The organism is Burkholderia cenocepacia (assembly GCF_900446215.1).
Lineage (GTDB): Bacteria > Pseudomonadota > Gammaproteobacteria > Burkholderiales > Burkholderiaceae > Burkholderia > Burkholderia cenocepacia.
Map to the genome: position 1 here is coordinate 464051 of NZ_UAQZ01000016.1, position 20036 is coordinate 484086.

General features: G+C 68.9%; 18 protein-coding genes. 14 read left to right on the forward strand and 4 right to left on the reverse strand.

Annotation, left to right across the window (positions count from 1 at the left end; all coding sequences use genetic code 11):
- Window positions 1–106: 106 nt before the first annotated feature.
- Complete coding sequence (gene xylA, locus DTA15_RS34350; protein ID WP_006483287.1) at window positions 107–1429, reverse strand: xylose isomerase; 1323 nt, start codon at window positions 1427–1429, stop codon at window positions 107–109.
- Window positions 1430–1694: 265 nt separating this feature from the next.
- On the opposite strand from xylA, the gene DTA15_RS34360 reads away from it, so the two are divergent.
- From DTA15_RS34360 to DTA15_RS34395, 8 genes are all read left to right on the forward strand, one after another.
- Entirely contained in the window at window positions 1695–2888 is a 1194-nt protein-coding gene (locus DTA15_RS34360; protein ID WP_006483281.1) for a XylR family transcriptional regulator, read from the forward strand.
- 27 nt (window positions 2889–2915) lie between these two features.
- Entirely contained in the window at window positions 2916–4004 is a 1089-nt protein-coding gene (locus DTA15_RS34365; RefSeq protein ID WP_006483285.1) for an aldose epimerase family protein, read from the forward strand.
- Between the two features lie 231 nt (window positions 4005–4235).
- A complete protein-coding gene (locus DTA15_RS34370; RefSeq protein ID WP_006483293.1) occupies window positions 4236–5192 on the forward strand; it encodes an AraC family transcriptional regulator in 957 nt (318 codons plus the stop codon).
- 124 nt (window positions 5193–5316) lie between these two features.
- Complete coding sequence (locus DTA15_RS34375; protein WP_006492422.1) at window positions 5317–5883, forward strand: carboxymuconolactone decarboxylase family protein; 567 nt, start codon at window positions 5317–5319, stop codon at window positions 5881–5883.
- The gene (locus DTA15_RS34380; protein ID WP_006492423.1) at window positions 5856–6971 is read left to right on the forward strand and encodes an acyl-CoA dehydrogenase family protein; all 1116 of its coding nucleotides are present in this window, start codon (window positions 5856–5858) and stop codon (window positions 6969–6971) included. The genes DTA15_RS34375 and DTA15_RS34380 overlap by 28 nt, the downstream gene beginning before the upstream one ends.
- On the forward strand, window positions 6968–7762 hold the full coding sequence (locus DTA15_RS34385) for an ABC transporter ATP-binding protein (RefSeq protein WP_006483334.1): 795 nt from the start codon (window positions 6968–6970) through the stop codon (window positions 7760–7762). The genes DTA15_RS34380 and DTA15_RS34385 overlap by 4 nt, the downstream gene beginning before the upstream one ends.
- An 11-nt stretch (window positions 7763–7773) precedes the next feature.
- Window positions 7774–8964 carry an ABC transporter substrate-binding protein gene (locus tag DTA15_RS34390; protein ID WP_006483324.1) on the forward strand — a complete coding sequence of 397 codons (1191 nt, stop codon included), beginning with the start codon at window positions 7774–7776 and terminating at the stop codon, window positions 8962–8964.
- Window positions 8957–9784, forward strand: a complete 828-nt coding sequence (locus DTA15_RS34395) for an ABC transporter permease (RefSeq protein ID WP_012493723.1) — start codon at window positions 8957–8959, stop codon at window positions 9782–9784. Before DTA15_RS34390 ends, DTA15_RS34395 begins: the two co-directional genes overlap by 8 nt.
- A gap of 3 nt (window positions 9785–9787) precedes the next feature.
- On the opposite strand, the gene DTA15_RS34400 is transcribed toward DTA15_RS34395, so the two are convergent.
- Window positions 9788–11026, reverse strand: coding sequence for an SfnB family sulfur acquisition oxidoreductase (locus DTA15_RS34400; protein ID WP_006483330.1), 1239 nt, complete (start codon window positions 11024–11026; stop codon window positions 9788–9790).
- Between the two features lie 296 nt (window positions 11027–11322).
- Between DTA15_RS34400 and DTA15_RS34405 the strand changes: the two genes are divergently transcribed.
- Both DTA15_RS34405 and DTA15_RS34410 read left to right on the forward strand, forming a co-directional pair.
- A complete protein-coding gene (locus tag DTA15_RS34405; RefSeq protein WP_012493722.1) occupies window positions 11323–12594 on the forward strand; it encodes an acyl-CoA dehydrogenase family protein in 1272 nt (423 codons plus the stop codon).
- Window positions 12591–13991: an LLM class flavin-dependent oxidoreductase gene (locus DTA15_RS34410; protein ID WP_006483335.1), complete on the forward strand. Its 1401-nt coding sequence runs from the start codon at window positions 12591–12593 to the stop codon at window positions 13989–13991. The genes DTA15_RS34405 and DTA15_RS34410 overlap by 4 nt, the downstream gene beginning before the upstream one ends.
- Window positions 13992–14117: 126 nt before the next feature.
- Here the strand turns inward: DTA15_RS34410 and DTA15_RS34415 are convergent, their stop codons facing one another.
- A complete protein-coding gene (locus DTA15_RS34415) occupies window positions 14118–15545 on the reverse strand; it encodes an MFS transporter (protein WP_006483336.1) in 1428 nt (475 codons plus the stop codon).
- A gap of 337 nt (window positions 15546–15882) precedes the next feature.
- On the opposite strand from DTA15_RS34415, the gene DTA15_RS34420 reads away from it, so the two are divergent.
- From DTA15_RS34420 to DTA15_RS34430, 3 genes are read left to right on the forward strand one after another with little or no spacing between them, the layout of a single operon-like run.
- Window positions 15883–16875 carry an aliphatic sulfonate ABC transporter substrate-binding protein gene (locus DTA15_RS34420; RefSeq protein WP_006483326.1) on the forward strand — a complete coding sequence of 331 codons (993 nt, stop codon included), beginning with the start codon at window positions 15883–15885 and terminating at the stop codon, window positions 16873–16875.
- A gap of 11 nt (window positions 16876–16886) precedes the next feature.
- Window positions 16887–17744 (forward strand): ABC transporter permease, encoded by an 858-nt coding sequence (locus DTA15_RS34425; RefSeq protein ID WP_006483338.1) that lies wholly within the window; start codon window positions 16887–16889, stop codon window positions 17742–17744.
- Window positions 17741–18553 carry an ABC transporter ATP-binding protein gene (locus tag DTA15_RS34430; RefSeq protein ID WP_006483339.1) on the forward strand — a complete coding sequence of 271 codons (813 nt, stop codon included), beginning with the start codon at window positions 17741–17743 and terminating at the stop codon, window positions 18551–18553. Before DTA15_RS34425 ends, DTA15_RS34430 begins: the two co-directional genes overlap by 4 nt.
- A 10-nt stretch (window positions 18554–18563) precedes the next feature.
- Here DTA15_RS34430 and DTA15_RS34435 read toward each other — a convergent pair whose 3' ends face one another.
- A complete protein-coding gene (locus tag DTA15_RS34435; RefSeq protein ID WP_006483331.1) occupies window positions 18564–19472 on the reverse strand; it encodes an alpha/beta fold hydrolase in 909 nt (302 codons plus the stop codon).
- Between the two features lie 87 nt (window positions 19473–19559).
- Between DTA15_RS34435 and DTA15_RS34440 the strand changes: the two genes are divergently transcribed.
- Window positions 19560–19946 carry a MerR family transcriptional regulator gene (locus tag DTA15_RS34440; RefSeq protein ID WP_006483333.1) on the forward strand — a complete coding sequence of 129 codons (387 nt, stop codon included), beginning with the start codon at window positions 19560–19562 and terminating at the stop codon, window positions 19944–19946.
- Window positions 19947–20036 lie beyond the last annotated feature (90 nt).

The window sequence follows — 20036 nt, forward strand, 5'->3', positions numbered from 1 at the left end:
GGAACCACCTCACGAACGCCGGGCGGCAGCCGACATGCGCCGCCCGCATCGAGTCACTGCAAAGCCCGGCAGCGCGACCGTTGCCGGCCACCTGCGCGGCATCGCGTCAGCGCAACCCGTAGATCGCCTGGTTCACGATGTTCTCGAGCCGCTCCTGCGCGCCGCTCGCATGTTGCGGGTCCACGCCGCGCGCGAGCGCGTCGGCCGCGAGCGACTCCAGCGTATAGCCGCCCGCCAGGATCTTGCGGCCGAACGCGTCGTCCCATTGCGCATAACGCTGCCGGCGCAGCGCGTCGAGCCGGTCGTTCTCGACCAGCACCGCCGCGCGTTCGAGCGCGAGCGCGAGCACGTCGATCGCGCCGACGTGGCCGTAGAACAGGTCTTCCGGATCGATGCTCTGGCGGCGCACCTTCGCGTCGAAGTTCATCCCGCCGGTCGTGAAACCGCCGTGACGCAGGATCTCGTAGAACGCGAGCGTCAGTTCCTCGACGCTGTTCGGGAACTGGTCGGTGTCCCAGCCGTTCTGCGGGTCGCCGCGGTTCGCGTCGACGCTGCCGAACACGCCGAGCGCGAACGCGTTCGCGATCTCGTGATGGAACGAGTGACCGGCGAGCGTCGCGTGGTTCGCCTCGATGTTCACGCGAATCTCGTTCTGCAGTCCGTACTGCACGAGAAAGCCGTGCACGGTCGCGACGTCGTAGTCGTACTGGTGCTTGGTCGGCTCCTGCGGCTTCGGCTCGATCAGCAGCGCGCCCTTGAAGCCGATCCGGTGCTTGTGCTCGACGACCATCGACAGGAAGCGGGCGAACTGGTCGCGCTCGCGCTTCAGGTCGGTATTGAGCAGCGTCTCGTATCCTTCCCGCCCGCCCCACAGCACGTAGTTTTCACCGCCGAGGCGATGGGTCGCGTCGAGTGCATGGCATACCTGGGTCGCGGCCCACGCGAACACGTCGGGGTTCGGGTTCGTCGCGGCGCCGGCCGCGAAGCGCGGATGCGAGAACAGGTTCGCGGTGCCCCACAGCAGCCGCACGCCGCTTGCCTGCTGGCGCTCGCCGAGATAGTCGACCATCCGCGCGAAGTTGGCCGCGTATTCGCGCAGGCTGTCGCCTTCCGGCGCGACGTCGGTGTCGTGGAACGTATAGAACGGCGTACCGAGCTTCGTGAAGAATTCGAACGCCGCATCCGCCTTCATCCGCGCCCGCTCGAGCGCATCGCCCGGCTGCTGCCACGGCCGCCGGAACGCGGCCTGCCCGAAGATGTCGTGACCGGGCCACACGAACGTGTGCCAGTAGCAGACCGCGATCCGCAGATGCTCGGCGAGCGTCTTGCCCAGCACGCGCTTGTCGGGGTCGTAATGGTGATACGCGAGCGGGTTGTCCGACTGCGGGCCTTCGTAGCGAATCGCGGGAATATGTTCGAAATACGACATGGCGTCTCCGTGCGGGTTCTTGTTGCAGCGCAACGCGCGTCGCGGCGACGCGCGCGGCCGAATTCGGTTGGCTGGATCGTGCCCGCGCGCCTGCCGGCCGGCAATTGCGAAATTGCGCAGCCCGCTTGATGTTTCTTGCCAGCGGCGCTCGTACGGTACGCATTCCGTCCTACAATCGCCGTCACCAGACCACCGCGCGCCGCCTCCGCGAGCGCGCCCCGGAGACAACGGCACGGCGCCCCCGACGCGCTCACCCGACACCGAGATGACACGCGCCCCTTCCGCCCAGACACCGCACCGCATCGCGCTGCTGTTCAACGCGAACAAGGTCTACGACCGCGAGATCATCAGCGGCATCGGCCAGTACCTGCACACGACGCGCGTCGTGTGGGACCTGTTCCTCGAAGACGACTTCCGCTGCCGGCTCACCGGGATCGAGCGCTTCGACGGCGACGGCATCATCGCCGACTTCGACGACCCGGCCGTGGCCGACGCGCTCGCCGGCTCGCCGCTGCCGATCGTCGCGATCGGATCGTCGTACGAGGACCCGACGCAGTACCCGGACGGCGTCCCATATATTGCGACGGACAACCCGAAGCTCGTGTCGCTCGCGTACACGCACCTGATCGGCGCCGGGCTCGCGCATTTCGCGATGTACAGCCTGCCGGTCGCGCAGGAGAACCGCTGGGCGCAGCAGCGCGAGCTGGCGTTCGACCGGCTCGCGCGCGCGGACGGGCTCGACGCACCGATCTACCGCGGGCTGTCGACCAGCGCGTCGGGCTGGAATCACGCGATCGAGCAACTGATCGGCTGGCTGCATGCGCTGCCGAAGCCCGTCGGCGTGATCGCGGTGACCGATGCGCGCGCGCGGCACCTGCTGCAGGCGTGCCTGATCGCCGGCCTCGCGGTGCCGGAACAGGTCGCGATCATCGGCATCGACAACGATCCGCTCACGCGCACGCTGACGCGCATTCCGCTGTCGTCGGTGATCCAGGGCACCGAGGAAATGGGCCGCACCGCCGCGCACCTGCTGCATCGGATGCTGCGCGGCGCGCGCTTTCCCGGGCAGCGCATTCTCGTGCCGCCGGTCGGCATCAACGTGCTCGAATCGACGCGCCACCAGCCGCTGGCGAGCCCGCACGTGATGCGTGCGCGGCATTTCATCCGCCAGTACGCGTGCCAGGGGATCAAGACCGAACAGGTCGCCGACTATGTCGGCGTGTCGCGCTCGCTGCTCGAGGAGCACTTCCGGCGCGAACTGCAGCGCACCGTGCACCAGGAGATCCTGCGCCACAAGCTCGAAGCCGCGCAGGCGCTGCTTGCCGGCCGGCAGGCCAGCAGCGCCGAAGTCGCGATCCGTTGCGGGTTCACGTCGCTTCAGTACATGTATGCGGTGTTCAGGCGCGAACTCGGCTGCACGCCGCGCGAATATCAGGAACGCGCGGCCGCCACGCCCTGACGCCCGCCGCCCATCCGACCTCCACTCATGCATATCGATACCGATTCCTCCTACCTGACACGCGGCGTCGCACGCGTGCACGCCGAGCCGTGGGGCACGTTGCCCGACGGCGAGCCGGTGCGGCGCTATACGCTGCGCAACGCGCACGGGATGCGTGTCGTCGTCAGCGACCTCGGCGCGACCGTCGTGTCGTGGCTCGCGCCCGATCGCACGGGACGCTTCGCCGATATCGTGCTCGCGCACGACACGCCGGCCGAGTACCTCGAATCCGGCGTCTACCTCGGCGCGACGATCGGCCGATGGGCAAACCGGATCGCCGGCGCCCGCTTCACGCTCGACGGCGTCGACTACCTGCTCGACCGCAACGAGAACGGCAACCTGCTGCACGGCGGCGCGAACGGGTTTCATCGCGCGCGGTGGGACGTGATCGACGACGGCGGCGGCCTGACGCTGCGGCTCGATTCGCCGGAAGGCGATGCGGGATTCCCCGGCAACGTGAGCGTCCAGGTGCGCTACACGCTCGACGACGACGGCACGCTGACGATCGACTATGCGGGGTGGACCGATGCGCCGACGCCGCTGAACCTGACGAATCACAGCTACTTCAACCTGAACGGACGCGCGGGCAGCGACGTGCGCGGCCATCTGCTGCACATCGACGCCGACGCGTTCCTCGAAGTGGACGACGCGCTGATCCCGACCGGCACGGCCGACGTGACGGGCACGGCGTTCGATTTCCGGCACAGCGCGCCGCTCGGCGCGCGCCTCGACTGGCCGCATGCGCAACTCGCGCGGGCGCGCGGCTTCGATCATTGCTTCGTCGTCGGCAACGGCGCGCGCGAAGTCCGGCCCGTCGCACGCGTCTACGATCCGGAAAGCGGCCGCGAGTTGATCGTGTCGACCGATCAGCGCGGCCTGCAGCTCTATACGGGCAACTATCTCGACGGCGTGCGCGTGAGCGGCGGCACGCGATGCGCACGCCACGCGGCGCTGTGCGTCGAGGCCGGCGGCTTTCCGGACCAGGTCAACATGGACGGCCTGCGCGACGACGTGATCGTTCGTCCGGGCACCGTCTATCGACAGACCACGCGGTATCGGGTCGGCGTTCACGCGTAGCGCGGGGCGGGCGGCAGCGTCGCTTGGCGGGAACCGGCGCGAATGCCGACGCTTCGCCACGCCGCCCCGCTTGCTCGCGTCGGCTTTCCCCCTGCGGATTTACGCCGTCACGCGCGCAGCCGGGGTAGCGAGGCGATCGCTGAAACAGGAAAATGCTTTCTACGATTCGTTGGTTTGAGCGGCGCGGCGCAGCCCGTAGCATGGGCGCGTCACCCATCCTCCAGCATCGGAATGTCCGCGCAAACAGACAAGGTCGTCCATTGGCTGCTGTCCAGCCTGGAGCCGAGAAGCCAGCTTTTTCATGTCGGCCAGTATTGCGGCGACTGGCAGGCGTCCACCGCCGGCCGTGCGAAAGCGAGCTTCCACGTGATCCTGCACGGATCGGCGTGGCTGCATTTCGCCGACGGGCGCGACAGCATCCCGGTCACCGCCGGTGAAGCCGTCTTTCTGCTGCGCGACGTGCCGCACGGCTTGTCGCCGAGCCCGGTCAACCCGCAGGCCTGCGCGGTCGCGGGCGGCCGCCCGCTCGAGCGACGCGGGTCGATGCAACCGCTCGACCCGTCGGTCGACGGCAGCGTCGGGCTCGCCTGCGGCTTCATCGAATTCCACTCCACCGTGTCGCGCGCGATCGTGTCGCTCTTTCCCGAGTACCTGATCGTGCGGCGCGGCGACGACGCCTATCGCGGTATCCACGGGCTGTTCGACCTGATTCGCGCCGAGGGCCGCCATGGCGTCGACGCGCCCTCCCCGCTGATCGACAAGCTGGTCGAACTGCTGTTGTTCTATGCGGTGCGGGATGCCGCCGGGCACGATACCGTGGCCAGCGGCCTCGCGTCGCTGATGCAGCGGACCGGTTTCGCCACGCTCGTCGCCGCGATCATCGATGCGCCCGCCGACGCGTGGACCACCGACTCGATGGCCGCATTCGCGAACATGTCGCGCACCGCGTTCTGCAAGCACTTCAGCGAAGCGTCCGGCCATCCGCCGATGCAGTTCGTCACGATGGTGCGGATGCGACTCGCGGCGGACCTGTTGCAGCAAGGCCTGCCGATTTCGCGTGCGGGTGAACTGGTCGGCTATCAGTCGGAATCGGCGTTCGCGCATGCGTTCAAGCGCACGATGGGCATGCAGCCCGGCGCATGGCGGCGCGGCGGCCCTGCGTCGCCATCGGCGGCGCGCCTGCACTAGCCGGAGACGGCGCGACGGCGGAACGCGCGGCGCGGGACGAACGCACAGGAATCGCGGATGTTCGCGCATTGTCCGGCGGGGGCGCCGCCTCGACAATGATCTCACTGCCCCTCCGGAGAATCCTGTGAGCCGCCTGCCCTTGCCCACCATCGAAACCGCCCCCGCGCCCAGCCAGCCATTCCTGGAAAAGTCGCAGCGCGCGAACGGTTTCCTGCCGAACCTCGTGCGCTCGCTCGCGAACGCGCCGGTCGCGCTCGAAACCTATCTGACCGTCGCGGAGATCAACAGCCGCGCGGGCCTCACGTTCGCCGAGCGCGAAGCCGTGCAGATCACCGCGGCCGCCGTCCACGGCTGTGCGTTCTGCGTGGCCGGACACACCGCGGCGGCGCTGAAAAAGGCCCACGTCGACCACGCCGCCGTCGATGCATTGCGCGACGGCGAACCGGTCGCCGATCCGCGGCTCGACGCCGTCGCCGCATTCACGCGCGCCGTGATCGCGACGCGCGGCGGCGTGCCCGACGACGCGCTCGACGCGTTCCTGGCCGCGGGCTTCACCGAGGCGAACGCGCTCGAAGTGGTGCTGGGCGTGAGCCTCGCGACGCTGTGCAACTTCGCGAACAACCTGTCGCGCAACGAACTCAACCCCGAACTGGCGGCATACCGATGGGAACCCCGGACACAGGCCGCCTGACGGCGCCCGAACTCGACGCGTCGCTGGTCGACTGGCTCGACGCGAACGCCACGTCGCTCGACACGCGCGCCGCGCTGAAAGCGGAAGTCGTGCCGCGCCTCGCGGCGGCCGGACTGTTCCGGATCGGCGTGCCGGCGGGCCTCGGCGGCGCCGGCGGCACCACCGCGGACGCCATTGCCGGCATCGCCGCGGTGGCCGAGCATTCGCTGACCGCGGCATTCGTGCTGTGGGGCCAGCGCAGCTTCATCGAGTACCTGTTGCAAAGCCCGAACGCCGCACTGCGCGCGCGCTGGCTGCCGGCGCTGCTCGACGGCCGTTGCGCCGGCGCCAGCGGGCTGTCGAACGCGATGAAGTATCTGTGCGGCATCGAGTCGCTTCAGATCGACGCGACGCGGCACGCGGACAGCGCCGACGACTGGCGGCTGACGGGCAGGATGGCGTGGGTGACGAACCTGCGCGCCGAACGGTTCGTGGTGGCGGCAGCCGTCGCGTTCGACGATGGCCGCCCGTCCGCGATCGTCGCGATTCCGGATGACGCGCGCGGCCTGGCCCGCAGCACGGATCTCGACCTGATCGCGCTGCGCGGCAGCAACACCGCCGCGCTGCATCTCGACGCCGTGCCGAGCGACGCCGCCTGGCTGATCCACCCGGACGCGCAAACCTTCCTGCCCGCGGTACGACCGGCATTCCTCGGCTTGCAGTGCGGGCTGTCGATCGGGCTCGCGCGGCGCTCGCTGGCCGAAGCGCGGCGCGCGGCGGAGACGACGCGCGGCATTCTCGGCCCCGAAGTCGAATCGTGCGCGGCCGAACTGGCCGCCGCGTGCGCGCAGTTGTCGGCCGGCATCGCCGACGGCAGCCTGCGCCTGCATCCGAACCGCCTGTTCGAGCTGCGCATCGCGCTCGCGACGCTAGTGGCCACCGCCGTGAACCTCGAACTCGAGGCGAGCGGCGGCCGCGGCTATCTGCGCGATGCGGGGCTCGGCTTCGAGCGACGCTGGCGCGAAGCGGCGTTCATTCCGATCGTCACGCCGAGCGTGGTGCAGTTGAAGGCGCAACTCGCCGCGCAGGCGCGGAGCATCGCCGCATGACGCCCCCGCTGCTGGACGCCCGTCACCTGACGCTCGGCTACGGCGACGAGCCGCGCACGACCGTGCTTGCCGACGTGTCGCTGTCGGTCGGACGCGGCGAAATCGTCGCGTTGATCGGCCCGAGCGGGACCGGCAAGTCGAGCCTGCTGCGCGCACTGGCCGGGCTCGAGCGGCCGCAATCCGGCACCGTATCCGTCGACGGCGCGCTGCTGCAGGGCCCGCACCCGAGGATCGCGATCGCGTTCCAGGACCCGTGCCTGCTGCCGTGGCTGTCGACCGAACGGAACGTCGCGTTCGGGCTTGCCTTCGCGCATCAGGAGCGCCTCACGCGCGATCAGCAACGCGAACGCGTCCGCTCGGCGCTGCGCGCGGTCGGGCTCGACGCCGCCGCGTCGCTGCGCCCGGCCCAGCTTTCCGGCGGGATGGCGCAGCGTGCGGCGCTGGCGCGCGCACTGGCGCGTCGGCCGCACGCGCTGCTGCTCGACGAACCGTTCTCGGCGCTCGACGAAGTCACGCGCGCGGCGATGCAGCGGCTGCTGGTGAACATCGTGTCGACGACGCGCTGCGCGACGGTGCTCGTGACCCACGACATCGACGAGGCGCTGCTGGTGGCCGATCGCATCGTGCTGCTCGGCACGCAAGGCCGCTTCATCGACGCGTGGCAGGTCGATTACCCGCATCCGCGCGACGCGTTCGTCAGCGAACTCGGCACGATGCGCATCGACATCCTGAAGGCGTTGCAGGCCGGCATGAAGCGCCCGCACGCGTCCGAACCCCATCCCTTGAACTGACCTCCCTATCCATGTGCCAGATTCCGATGTCGCGCCGCGAATGGCTGAAGCTCTCGGCCCTGTTCACCGCGACGGGTGCCGCCCCGTTGCTGTCGATGGCCAACGCGCACGCCGCGGCCGAGCCGGATGCGCCGGTTCGCATCGGCTATCTGCCGATCACCGACGCGGCCCCGCTGCTGGTCGCCCACAACAACGGCTATTTCGCGTCCGAAGGGCTGACGGTCGAGCAACCGAAGCTGCTGCGTAGCTGGGCGCAGCTCGTCGAGGCGTTCCTGTCCGGCCAGGTCAACGTCGTGCACCTGCTGTCGCCGATGACGCTGTGGGCGCGCTACGGCAGCCGCGCGCCGGCGAAGGTGGTGGCATGGAATCACGTGAACGGCTCCGGGCTGACGGTCGCGCCCGACATCGACTCGCTGCGCGATCTCGGCGGCAAGACCGTCGCGGTTCCGTTCTGGTACTCGATTCACAACGTCGTGCTGCAGGACATGCTGCGCGGGCAGGGGCTCGTCCCCGTGCTCAAGCGGCGCGGCACGCCCGCGGCGAACGAGGTCAACCTCGTCGTCATGGCGCCGTCGGACATGCTGCCCGCGCTCGCCGCGCGCCAGATCGCCGGGTATATCGTCGCGGAGCCGTTCAACGCGACCGCGGAATTGATGAAGATCGGCAAGATCCTGCGTTTCACCGGCGATGTGTGGAAGAACCATGCGTGCTGCGTCGTGTTCATGCACGAGCAGGATCTGACGCAGCGCCCCGCGTGGTCGCAAAAGGTCGTCAACGCGATCGTGAAGGCGCAGCTGTGGGCGCGCTCGCATCCGCAGGAAACCGCGCAACTGCTGTCGAAGGACGGCACGCACCGCTATTCGCCGCACACGCTCGCGTCGCTGGACCGCGTGCTGGTGCCGTCGGCGTCGCTGGCCGACACCTATCGGGCGAGCGGCGCGATCCGCCACGCCGACTGGCACGCGAAGCGGATCGACTTCCAGCCGTATCCGTTCCCGAGCTATACCGAGGCGCTGGTACAGCGGCTGAAGCGGACGGTGGTCGACGGCGACAGCACATTCCTCGCGTCGCTCGATCCGGCGTTCGCGACCCGCGACCTGGTCGACGACCGGTTCGTGCGCAAGAGCATCGACGCGGTCGGCGGGCTGACCGCGTTCGGTCAATCGGGCGGGTTCCGCCGCGAGGAGATCGTCGTTGTCTGATGCACTTGCTACCCACCGCTCGTCCGCACCCGGCACGCGCCGGACCGGCGGCGCCCGTTCCCCGGCACCTGCGGCCGCGGGCTGGCTCGGCGTGGCCGGGCTCGTGGCGACGGTCGTGGTCTGGTGGGCCGCGATCCATGCGTTGACCGAGCCTGGCTCGCTCGGCCGGCAGTTCGCGCCGGACAGCGCGTTCGCCAGCCTGCGCTCGCTATGCGCGGACGATCATCTGCTCGAACACGCACTCGTCAGCCTGCGACGCATCGGCGTCGGGCTCGGCGCGGCGCTGCTGGCCGGCGTCCCGCTCGGCTTGTTGCTCGGCCGCGTGCCATGGGTCGAGCGGATGCTGTCGCCGACGTTCCAGTTCCTGCGCATGGTGTCGCCGTTGTCGTGGATGCCGCTTGCGGTCATGTCGTTCGGCATCGGCGACCGCGCGATCTACTTCCTGCTCGGGTTCGCCGCGTTATGGCCGGTGCTGATGAGCACGGCGGCCGGCGTCAAGCAGATCGACCGGCGCTGGCTGCAGCTCGGCGCAAGCCTCGCGGCCACCCGCAGCGAGCTGCTGGTCCATATCGTGCTGCCCGCGATCGCGGGGCCGCTGCTCAACGGCATCCGGCTCGCGATCGGCATCCTGTGGATCGTGCTGGTGCCGGCCGAGATGCTCGGCGTCAACGCGGGCCTCGGCTACCTGATCCTCGATACGCGCGACCGGCTCGCGTATGCGGAGCTGACCGCGGTGATCGTCGTCATCGGCGCGCTGGGTTTCGCGCTCGACGGCATCGCGCGGGGGTTGACCCGCGCGCTGCTCGCGTCCGGGCGCTGACGTTCAATTCCACGCATGGCGCGCCGGGCGCGCGCCGTTCAGGTAGTAGTTGCCGACGAGGTGATATTTCCAGCGCACCGGGTCGTGCAGCGTATGCGTGCGCGCATTGCGCCAATGGCGGTCGAGGTTGTGCTCGGCGAGCGTCGCTTGCGTGCCGGCCAGCTCGAACAGCTTCTCGCCCGCGAGCAGCGCGACCTCGGTCGTCAGCACCTTCGCTTCGCCGACCGCCACCGACGCCCGCGCGACGTCGTCCTCGGTCACGTCGCCCTTGGCCGCGATCTCGTCGAGCGTGCGCGCCGCGCGTTCGAGCAACGCGTCGGCCGCATGCAGCTGGATGTGCAGCCGGCCGATTTCACGAATCGTCAGCGGATCGTCCGTGGCCCGCTCGACGCCGCTGTCGACCCACGGCCGCGTGCGGGTTCGCACGAACGCGAGCGTATCGTCGATCGCCGCCTTCGCGATGCCGGCGTCGATTGCCGCCTGGATGATCTGCGACAGCGGGCCGTTGAGCGTCGGCACGTCCGACACGCGCTGCGCGGGCAGCACGTGCGACGCCGGGATGCGCACCGCGTCGAGCACGACCGTGCCGCTCGCGGTCGTGCGCTGGCCGAAGCCCGACCAGTCGTCGATCACGGTCAGCCCGGGCGTCGGTTGCGGCACGTACGCGAGCCAGGCCTGCTGCGCGTCGTCGAGCCCGAGCACCGGCACGTAATGCGCGAACAGCGCGCCGGTCGAGTAGAACTTCGTGCCGTCGACGACGTAGTCGTCGCCGTCGCGGCGCACGCGCGTCTTCAGGTCGAGCACGTGCTTCGTGCCCTTCTCCGAGAACCCGTTGCCGAACCGCTTGCCGCTCAGCACTTCGGCGAAGAAATGCCGCTTCTGCGCGTCGGTGCCGACGAGCGTGATCACGTCGATCAACCCGAAATGATTCTGCGGAAGCTGCCCGAGCGACGCATCGGCCGCGGCGACGATCTTGATCACCTCGGTGAGCGTCACGTGCGAGACGCCTGCGCCGCCGTATGCCTTCGGCACCGTGATCGCCCACAGCCCCGACTGCGAGAACCATTCGATTTCCTCGCGCGGCAGGCGGCGGTCGCGATCGCGCTCGGCGGCGCCTTGCGCGAGGCGTTGCGCCAGCGCATGCGCGGCCGCGATCGCTTGCGCGTCGTCGGCGATCACGCGGGCCACCTGCGGGTGTGCATCGGCCGGCCGCTCCTGAATCGTCGCGCTCGTGTCTGACATCGGGCTCTCCTGTCGAATGGCGAAAGCATTCAATCTAGCAGCGCCGCGCGGGCCGGAAAACCGAGCGATTCTCGGAACGATATTCCTTGGGAGAACAAACGACGTCTCGCCTGACGCAAGTGGAACGGCGTTTCGACGTCGCAACGGATGCATGAACGTCGATGCGTCCCCGCGTGGTTGCGGTCGCAGTCGCGGTAATACGCAGCGACGATAACGATCCGAGAATCCGTTATTGGAACGCCCGCTTCGCGCTTCCTATACTGGGCTCCCGGCGCACGCCCTTCGAGGAAACCCGCATGACTTCGTCGCACGCAGCCCCCGACCTTTCCACCGGTACCGATTACGATGCGCTCGCGAGCCGGTTCCGGCCGATCTTCGAGCGTATCGCCGCCGGCACCGCCGAACGCGAACGCCGCCGCGAACTGCCGCACGAGGCGATCGGCTGGCTGAAATCGGCGGGCTTCGGCGCGATACGGCTGCCGGCAAGCGCGGGCGGCGCCGGCGCGTCGCTGCCGCAGTTGTTCCGGCTGCTGACCGAGCTGGCCGCCGCCGATTCCAATTTGCCGCAGGCGTTGCGCGGACATTTCGCGTTCGTCGAGGACTGGCTGAACGCACCGGACGGCCCGCAACGCACGACCTGGTTCGACCGCTTCGCGAGCGGCCAGCTGGTCGGCAATGCATGGTCGGAAGCCGGCGACGTGCCGCTCGGCCAGACCGTCACGAAGGTATCGGAGCAAAACGGCCGGCTCGTGCTGAACGGCCGCAAGTTCTACAGCACCGGCAGCCTGTTCGCCGACTGGATCGACGTGTTCGCGCAGCGCGCGCACGACGGCAGCGACGTGATCGTCGCCGTCGCGACCGCGCAGCCGGGCGTGATCCGCGAGGACGACTGGGACGGTTTCGGCCAGACGACCACCGGCAGCGGCACGACGCGTTTCGAGGACGCGGCGGTCGATGCGGACAACGTGATCGATTTCGCGCGCCGCTTCAAGTACCAGACCGCGTTCTACCAGTTGTTCCACGTCGCGACGCTCGCCGGCATCGGCCATGCGATCGTGCGCGACGCGGGCGAACTCGTGCGCAACCGCACACGGGTGTACAGCCACGGCAATGCGCCGCGCGCGGGCGACGACGCGCAGTTGCAGCAGGTGATCGGCGAGATCGCGTCATGGGCCTACGCGGCCGACGCACTCGCGCTGCGCGCCGCGCAGCCGCTTCAGCACGCGTACGAAGCGCGCTTCGGCGGCGACGAAGCGGCCGAGCAGGCCGCGAACGTCGCGGCCGAAATCGAATCCGCGCAGAGCCAGCTCGTCGTGTCCGAACTCGTGCTGCGCGCGGCGACGCGCCTGTTCGACGCGCTCGGCGCGTCGGCGACCCGCAGCACGACCGCGCTCGATCGCCACTGGCGCAACGCGCGCACGGTGTCGTCGCACAATCCGCTCGTCTACAAGGCGCGCATCGTCGGCGACTGGATCATCAACGGCCGCACGCCGCCGTTCGTGTGGCGCGTCGGCAACGGTGCGGACGCCCATGCGGGCGCCAGCGCGGAAACGGGGGCCGCGCAATGAGCAAGACCATCCGCTTCAATGCGTTCGAGATGAACTGCGTGGGCCACCAGTCGCCCGGCCTGTGGGCGCATCCGCGCGACCGCTCGTGGCAGTACAAGGATCTCGACTACTGGACCGACCTCGCCCGCGTGCTCGAACGCGGGATCTTCGACGCGATCTTCATCGCGGACGTGATCGGCTACTACGACGTGTACAAAGGCAGCAACTATCACGCGCTGCACCAGGCCGCGCAGATTCCGGTCAACGATCCGCTGCAGCTCGCCGCGCCGATCGCGATGGCGACCGAGCATCTCGGCATCGGCATCACCGCGTCGACGACGTTCGAGCATCCGTACACGTTCGCGCGCCGGCTGTCGACCGCCGACCACCACACGAAGGGCCGGCTCGCGTGGAATATCGTCACGTCGTACCTGGAGAGCGGCGCGAAGAACGTCGGCGATCACGGGCTGCGCACGCACGACGACCGCTACGCGGTCGCGGCCGAGTACGTCGAAGTGCTGTACAAGCTGTTCGAAGGCAGCTGGGAAGATGGCGCGGTGGTGCGCGATCGCGACGGCCGCGTGTTCACGCATCCGGAGAAAGTGCATGAGATCGGCCACAAGGGCCGCTTCTTCGACGTGCCCGGCTATCACCTGTGCGAGCCGTCGCCGCAGCGCACGCCGGTGCTGTTCCAGGCCGGCGCGTCGGGCCCCGGCAAGGCGTTCGCCGCGCAGCACGCCGAATGCGTGTTCGTCGCCGCGCCGACCCGCGACCAGCTTGCGCGCTATGTGGCCGACGTACGTGCGCAGGCCGCGGCCGCCGGGCGCGACCCGGCGAAGGTGCTGATCTACAACCTCGTCACGGTAATCGTCGACGAGACCGACGAGAAGGCGCAAGCGAAGTTCGACGAGTATCGGCGCTACGTGTCGTACGACGGCTCGCTGGTGTTCATGTCCGGCTGGACCGGCATCGACTTCGGCCAGTACGCGCCGACCGATCCGGTCAGGCGCGTCGAAACGAATGCGATCGTGTCGGCGGTCGAGCACCTGTCGGGCGGCGACACCGCGTGGACGATCGAGGCGCTGGCGGCCTGGGGCGGCATCGGCGGGATGGGCCCGGTGTTCGTCGGGTCGGCGTCGACCGTCGCGGACATCCTGCAGGAATGGGTGGCCGCGACCGACGTGGACGGTTTCAATCTCGCGTATGCGGTCGCGCATGAAACCTTCGAGGACGTCGTGCGCCATCTCGTGCCCGAGTTGCAGCGGCGCGGCGTGTATCCGACCGCGTATGCGCCGGGCACGCTGCGCGAAAAACTCTTCGGCGGATCGGCGCGGCTGCCGGACGAGCATCCGGCCGCGCAGTTTCGCGATATCGAACAGGTCAAGCGCGCGGCCGAGCGGGAAGCGGTGAGCGCGTAGCGTTGGGCGACGTCGAAGCCGGTCTGTCCGCATTCACGCGGCGGCCGGCTTCAGTACAAACGGCTTCGTGCAGTCTGACGAAGCCGTTCGTGTTTTCCGAGGAACTGCGAGCGTCCCCGTCAGCGTTTACGCCACGCTTTCGTCGTCGACGTCGTTCGCCGTCGGCTCATAGCGAATGATCAGCAGAAACACGATCGGCGTGACCGCACTGATCGCGACGACCCAGAACATGTCGGTGCCGAGACGGGCCTGCAGGATCGGCAGCACGAACAGCGCGAGCGCCTGGCCGATCCCGCACAGCGATCGCCCGAAGCCGACGCCGGTGCCGCGGATCGTGGCCGGATACGACAGCGTCGGATAGATCATCATCTGCGCGCCCGGCCCGAAACCTTCGGCGAACAGCCAGGTACCGAGCATCAGCAGCACGACGCCGACCGCCAATGCACCGTGCGGATGCCCCGCCAGCGCCAGCGCGACGAGCGCGACCGTTTGCAGCGCAAACCCCGCGATCGCGACATGACGCGACGGATAGCGATACGCGAGGCGCATGCCGAGCAAGCCGCCGGTGAACGCGAACAGCACGTTCAATGCGAGCGACGCCGCGATCGTCTCGAACACGCCCGCGCCGAGGAATTGCGACAGGATCGACGGCAGGAAGAACGCGATCGCCGTGTATTCGAACGGGATGCACAGGTTCATCACGCTGGCGACGATCGTGCGCCCCAGATACGGACGCTGGAACAGCACGCGAATCCGCACCGGCGGCGGGCTCGGTTCGCGCCGCGCATCGTCCGCTTCGTGCGCGTGAATGCCGTACGACTCGCGCAGGATGCGCGCTGCGTTGGCCAGGTCGCCCTGATTCGCGGCCCACAGCGGCGATTCGTTCATGAAGCGGTTGCGGAACAGGATGATGACGAGCGCCGGCACCGCGCCGAAGATCAGCGAGGCGCGCCACAGCCACCCCGCATGCTCGGCCGGCAGCAGGAAATACAGCCCGAAGATCAGCAGAAAGCACACCGACGACGCGACGTACCACATCGGGCACCACGCGGCGAGCCGCGACGCCTTGTTGCCGCGGCCGTTGAACTTCGAGAATTCCGCGAGAAACGCCATCGCGACGGGCAGGTCGATGCCGACGCCGAGCCCCATCACGAAGCGCGCGGCGATCAGCACCCAGACATTCGGCGCGAGCCCGGCCGCGATCGCCGCGACCACGAAGAACAGCATGTCGGCCATGAACACCTGATAGCGGCCGATCCGGTCCGTCAGCCAGCCGCCGACCAGGCTGCCGAAGATCGTGCCGATCATGATCGCCGACCCGACCAGCCCGGTCAGCGCGGGCGTCAGGCCGAATTCGCGCGCCACGTCGTCGATGCCGTACGACAGCGTCGTCAGGTCGTACGCATCGAGAAACACGCCGCCGAGCGCCAGCAGCACGATCATCCGTGCGTGGCTCACCGAACTGTCCACCGTATTGATCAGGCGCGCGACGTCGCTCGCCGAGCGGATGGGGGAAGAAACCGGCGTGACTGAGCCTAGATCGATCGAACTCATCGGATTCCTTAGTTTGATGCCGAATGCACGGCAAGGTGATCGTAAAGCCGGGGAACCGGGCAGGCGCCTTCGCGACCGTCGCGGCGTCGAGCGCATGCGGCCCCGCTGCAGCCGGGTTCCGGCAACGGAAATTCTGTTCCCTCGATCCGGCAATCCCAAGCGATATAAACCGATAAATTAATCGGCGTGCGTCATAAAGTTGCGCGGCAGAGGCGCTTAGCAGCAGCGTGCATGTGCAATCGCGGATTTCTTCGTTAACGGAACGCCTGCGCTTCGTTACAGTAGCCCACTACCCTGCCTGTTCGCGGCGCGTTGCCGCTCTTCCGGAGAATTCCCGATGAAGTCGTTCTGGTCCCGCGTGTGGCAATCCGCGGCCGTCGTCGTTGCCGCGCTTGCCGGCCTCGCGTCGATACACGCGCAGGCGGCGACGCCCGCTGAAATCCGCGTCGACTACGCGTACTACTCGCCCGAGAGTCTCGTGATCCGCCACTTCGGCTGGCTCGACGACGAATTCAAGGCCGACCATACGGCGATTCGCTGGGTGCTGAGCCTCGGCAGCAATCGCGCGCTCGAATACCTGAACAGCGGCGCGGTCGATTTCGGCTCGGCCGCGGGGCTGGCGTCGGTGCTCGCGCGCGCGAACGGCAACCCGATCCACACGGTCTACGTGTTCTCGCGCCCCGAATGGACGGCGCTGGTGGTGCGCAAGGATTCGCCGATCCGTTCGCTCGCCGACCTCAAAGGCAAGAAGATCGCCGCGACGCGCGGCACCGATCCGTTCCTGTTCACGCTGCGCGCGCTGCACACGGTCGGCCTGACCCGCGACGACGTCGAGATCGTCAACTTGCAGCATCCGGACGGCCGCACCGCGCTCGCGAACGGCCAGGTCGATGCGTGGGCCGGGCTCGATCCGCACATGGCCGCCGCGCAGCTCGACGACGGCGCGCGCCTGCTGTACCGCAACGTCGCATTCAATACGTACGGCTTCCTGAACGTGCGCGATGCGTTCGCCAGCCAGTATCCGCAGGCGGTCGCGCGCGTGCTGAAGGTCTACGACCGTGCGCGCCAGTGGATCGTCGCGCATCCGGCCGAAACCGCGCAGATCGTCGCCGACGAATCGAAGGTATCGCTACCGGTCGCGAAGCTGCAGCTTCAGCGCAACGACTTCAGCGACCCGGTGCCGGGCGACACGCAGCGCGCGGCGCTGAAGGCCGCCGCGCCGGTGCTGACGGCCGAGCAATTGACCAAGCCGGGCGTCGATCCGGCGAAGATCGTCGATACGCTGCTCGATCCGTCGTTCGCGCGCCCGATCGTCGCCGCGTCGCACTGAGCGTGACGCCGATGACGGACACCACCGCGCGCGGCGACGCGCTCGCGTCCCGCCAACCCGCTTCGCCGCCGCGTGCGGCCCGACGTGACCCGCTGCGCGCGTGGCGCATCGCGGGCCTCGCGCTGCCGTTCGCCGCGCTCGTGCTGCTCGAGGTCGTGGTGCGGCGCGGCTGGCTGCCCGAACATCTCGTGCCGGCGCCGAGCGAGATTCTCGATACGCTCGCGCGAATGGGCGTCACGCGGGTCGCGCGTCACGTCGGCGCGAGCACGCTGCGCGTCGCGGCCGGCTTTGCGGCGGGCGCCGGCCTCGCGCTCGTCGTCGGCGCGGCGATGGGCCTGAGCCGCCGAGTCGATGCGCTGTTCGAACCGACGTTCCAGGCGTTGCGCGCGATTCCGTCGCTTGCGTGGGTGCCGGTGCTGCTGCTGTGGCTCGGCATCGACGAAGCGCCGAAGATCACGCTGATCGCGATCGGCGCGTTCTTTCCCGTTCATCTCGCGGTGGTCGCCGGCATTCGCGACGTCGACCGCAAGCTCGTCGAGCTCGGCGCGGTGTACCGGCTCGGCCCGCTCGCGCTGTTCCGCCGGATCCTGCTGCCCGCCGCGCTGCCGCAGATCGTCACCGGCCTGCGGACCGGCCTCAGCCTCGCGTGGATGTTCATGGTCGCCGCGGAGCTGATCGCGGCCACGCGCGGCCTCGGCTTCCTGCTGAGCGACGGCCGCGAAACCGGACGCCCCGATCTCGTGTTCGGCGCGATCCTGCTGCTCGCGTTGCTCGGCAAGCTGACCGACGGCGCGATGCGCCGCATCGAGTCGCGCTGGCTCGGCTGGCGCGATGCGTTCGACGGCGCGGCGCGCGAGGGCGGCAAATGAGCGCCTCCCCTTCCGTCCGGCCGGCCGCCGGCATCGCCACGCCGCTGCTCGACCTGCGGATCGCCCGCAAGCTGTATGGCGATCGCACGATCCTGGCCGACATCGCGTTGCAGGTCGCGCGAGGCGAAATCGTCTGCGTGGTCGGCCCGAGCGGGTGCGGCAAGAGCACGCTGCTGCGGATCGTCGCCGGCCTGGACCCGGACTTCCGCGGCAGCGTGACGCTCGATGGCAGCGCGCTGGCCGGGCCGTCCGCGCGTGTCGGCGTGATCTTTCAGGAGCCGCGGCTGCTGCCGTGGCTGTCGATCGCGGACAACGTCGGTTTCGCGTCCGGCGCGCGGGGCGGACGCGATCCGAGCGTCGCGCGGTTGCTCGACGAGGTCGGCCTGGCCGGCGTCGCGCGGCAGCTGCCGGCGACGCTGTCGGGCGGCATGGCGCAGCGAGCCGCGATCGCGCGCGGGCTGTTCGGCGAGCCGGATCTGCTGCTGCTCGACGAGCCGTTCAGCGCGGTCGACGCGATCACGCGGATGCGCTTGCAGACGCTGCTGCTCGAGGTCGTCCATCGGCACCGGATGGCCGCGATCGTCGTCACGCACGATCTCGACGAGGCGCTGTATCTCGGCGATCGCGTGCTGGTGCTCGCGCCGAACCCGGGGCGCGTCGACGATGAACTCCACGTCGACGTCGCACGGCCGCGCGATCGGCGCGATCCGTCGCTGGCCGCGCAGCGCGCGCGGCTGATCGATGCGTTCCAGCGCTTTCACGATCGTGAGGCACGCGCCACCACTGGCATCCCGGTCACGCCGGCGTGACGTCGCCACTTCATTGCGCAGACGCCGACCGGACGAACGCGGCCAGATCGCGATTGAACCGCCCGGCTTCCTCGATGAACGGCGCGTGACCGGATGCCGCGTACACCTTGCTGACGATGCGTGAGTTCAGTGCGGCCGCGCGAGCCAGCGTCGCCTGCGTGTCGACCAGCGCGTCGCGCCCGCCGTAGATGAACAGCAGCGGCACGCGCGCGTGGCCGAGCCCCGCGGCGGCGAATACCGACATCGTCGGGATGGCCTTTTGCATGTCCCACGACGCCATCGCGGCGTTGGCGAGCAAGCGCTCGAACGTCGCGGCATCCGGCCGGCGGTTGAAGCACAGACCGACGAAAGTCCGCTCGCCGTCGAGATGCGTTTTCAGATCCGCCGCATTCATGTCGCGGTACACGTCCGGATGATCGACGATCTGGCCCGGCGCAAGCTCGACCACGCCGTCGACGTACACCGCGCCCGCGATCGCGCGGTCGCCGTATTGGGCGAGGTAGTTCGAGATCACCACGCCGCCGAGCGACCAGCCGACCACGACCGGTTTGCGCGCATGCGTGCCGTCGATGACCGCCGCGAGATCGTCGCCCCAGCGGGTTCCGTCGCGATACGGCTGCGCGCCGGACGGCTTGTCCGACAGCCCGTGGCCGCGCAGGTCGTACGTGATGATCCGGAAGCCGCGCAGTTCGGCGCTCTGGACCTGCGCGTCCCAGTTCAGGCGGCTGCCGAGCAGGCCGTGAATCAGGATGACCGGAACGCCGTCCGGGTCGCCGCTTTCCTGAACGGCCAGCTTCACGCCGTCCGTCGACGTCACGGTATAGCTCAGCGGCGCGGCGGCCGCGTCGTACGCCCACGCGAACGGCATCGCCCACCAGATCACGGCAATCAGCCAGCGCATCAGCACTCGGGTATCCATGGTGTTTTCCTCCAGGCATGAACGGACGCCCAGTCTCAACCCTCACACTGATGTAAGAGTCAAGCGGATCGTGCTAACCTGCCCTTCATGAAAAATCCGCCTACCCAGCCACTGCTGACCATCGGCAAACTCGCGCAGCTCACCGGCGCGAGCGTGCGCTCGATCCGGCACTACGACGAGCACGGCCTGCTCGCATCGGTGCGCGCGGACAACGGCTATCGCCTGTTTCCCGACAAGGCTGTGACGCAGGTCAAACAGATTCAGCGCATGATCGCGACCGGTTTCACCCTCGACGACATTCGCGGCTTTCCGGACTGCATGCTGCTGATCGACGGCGCCCGCTCGTGCGACCAGATCACCGACGTCCAGCGCGAACGCCTCGAAGCGATCGACCGCCAGATCGCCGATCTCGAGAAGCGGCGCGCAAGGCTCGTCAAGATGTTGCGGGATGGTGCGGTGCCGCCGCTCGATTGATCGATGCGCGGGTTCGCCAGCGGTCCGCCTTTTCCCGCTACGGATACCGGCCCACCCGCGCGCTTCGGGCACAATACGCGCCTTCACCTT

Coding starts and splice junctions, on each gene's coding strand:
- xylA (WP_006483287.1), bottom strand. CDS start 1,429: ATGTCGTATTTCGAACATATTCCCGCGATTCGCTACGAAGGCCCGCAG.
- DTA15_RS34400 (WP_006483330.1), bottom strand. CDS start 11,026: ATGTCAGACACGAGCGCGACGATTCAGGAGCGGCCGGCCGATGCACAC.
- DTA15_RS34380 (WP_006492423.1), top strand. CDS start 5,856: ATGGGAACCCCGGACACAGGCCGCCTGACGGCGCCCGAACTCGACGCG.
- DTA15_RS34410 (WP_006483335.1), top strand. CDS start 12,591: ATGAGCAAGACCATCCGCTTCAATGCGTTCGAGATGAACTGCGTGGGC.
- DTA15_RS34370 (WP_006483293.1), top strand. CDS start 4,236: ATGTCCGCGCAAACAGACAAGGTCGTCCATTGGCTGCTGTCCAGCCTG.
- DTA15_RS34435 (WP_006483331.1), bottom strand. CDS start 19,472: ATGGATACCCGAGTGCTGATGCGCTGGCTGATTGCCGTGATCTGGTGG.
- DTA15_RS34390 (WP_006483324.1), top strand. CDS start 7,774: ATGTGCCAGATTCCGATGTCGCGCCGCGAATGGCTGAAGCTCTCGGCC.
- DTA15_RS34425 (WP_006483338.1), top strand. CDS start 16,887: ATGACGGACACCACCGCGCGCGGCGACGCGCTCGCGTCCCGCCAACCC.
- DTA15_RS34365 (WP_006483285.1), top strand. CDS start 2,916: ATGCATATCGATACCGATTCCTCCTACCTGACACGCGGCGTCGCACGC.
- DTA15_RS34440 (WP_006483333.1), top strand. CDS start 19,560: ATGAAAAATCCGCCTACCCAGCCACTGCTGACCATCGGCAAACTCGCG.
- DTA15_RS34360 (WP_006483281.1), top strand. CDS start 1,695: ATGACACGCGCCCCTTCCGCCCAGACACCGCACCGCATCGCGCTGCTG.
- DTA15_RS34430 (WP_006483339.1), top strand. CDS start 17,741: ATGAGCGCCTCCCCTTCCGTCCGGCCGGCCGCCGGCATCGCCACGCCG.
- DTA15_RS34415 (WP_006483336.1), bottom strand. CDS start 15,545: ATGAGTTCGATCGATCTAGGCTCAGTCACGCCGGTTTCTTCCCCCATC.
- DTA15_RS34420 (WP_006483326.1), top strand. CDS start 15,883: ATGAAGTCGTTCTGGTCCCGCGTGTGGCAATCCGCGGCCGTCGTCGTT.
- DTA15_RS34405 (WP_012493722.1), top strand. CDS start 11,323: ATGACTTCGTCGCACGCAGCCCCCGACCTTTCCACCGGTACCGATTAC.
- DTA15_RS34385 (WP_006483334.1), top strand. CDS start 6,968: ATGACGCCCCCGCTGCTGGACGCCCGTCACCTGACGCTCGGCTACGGC.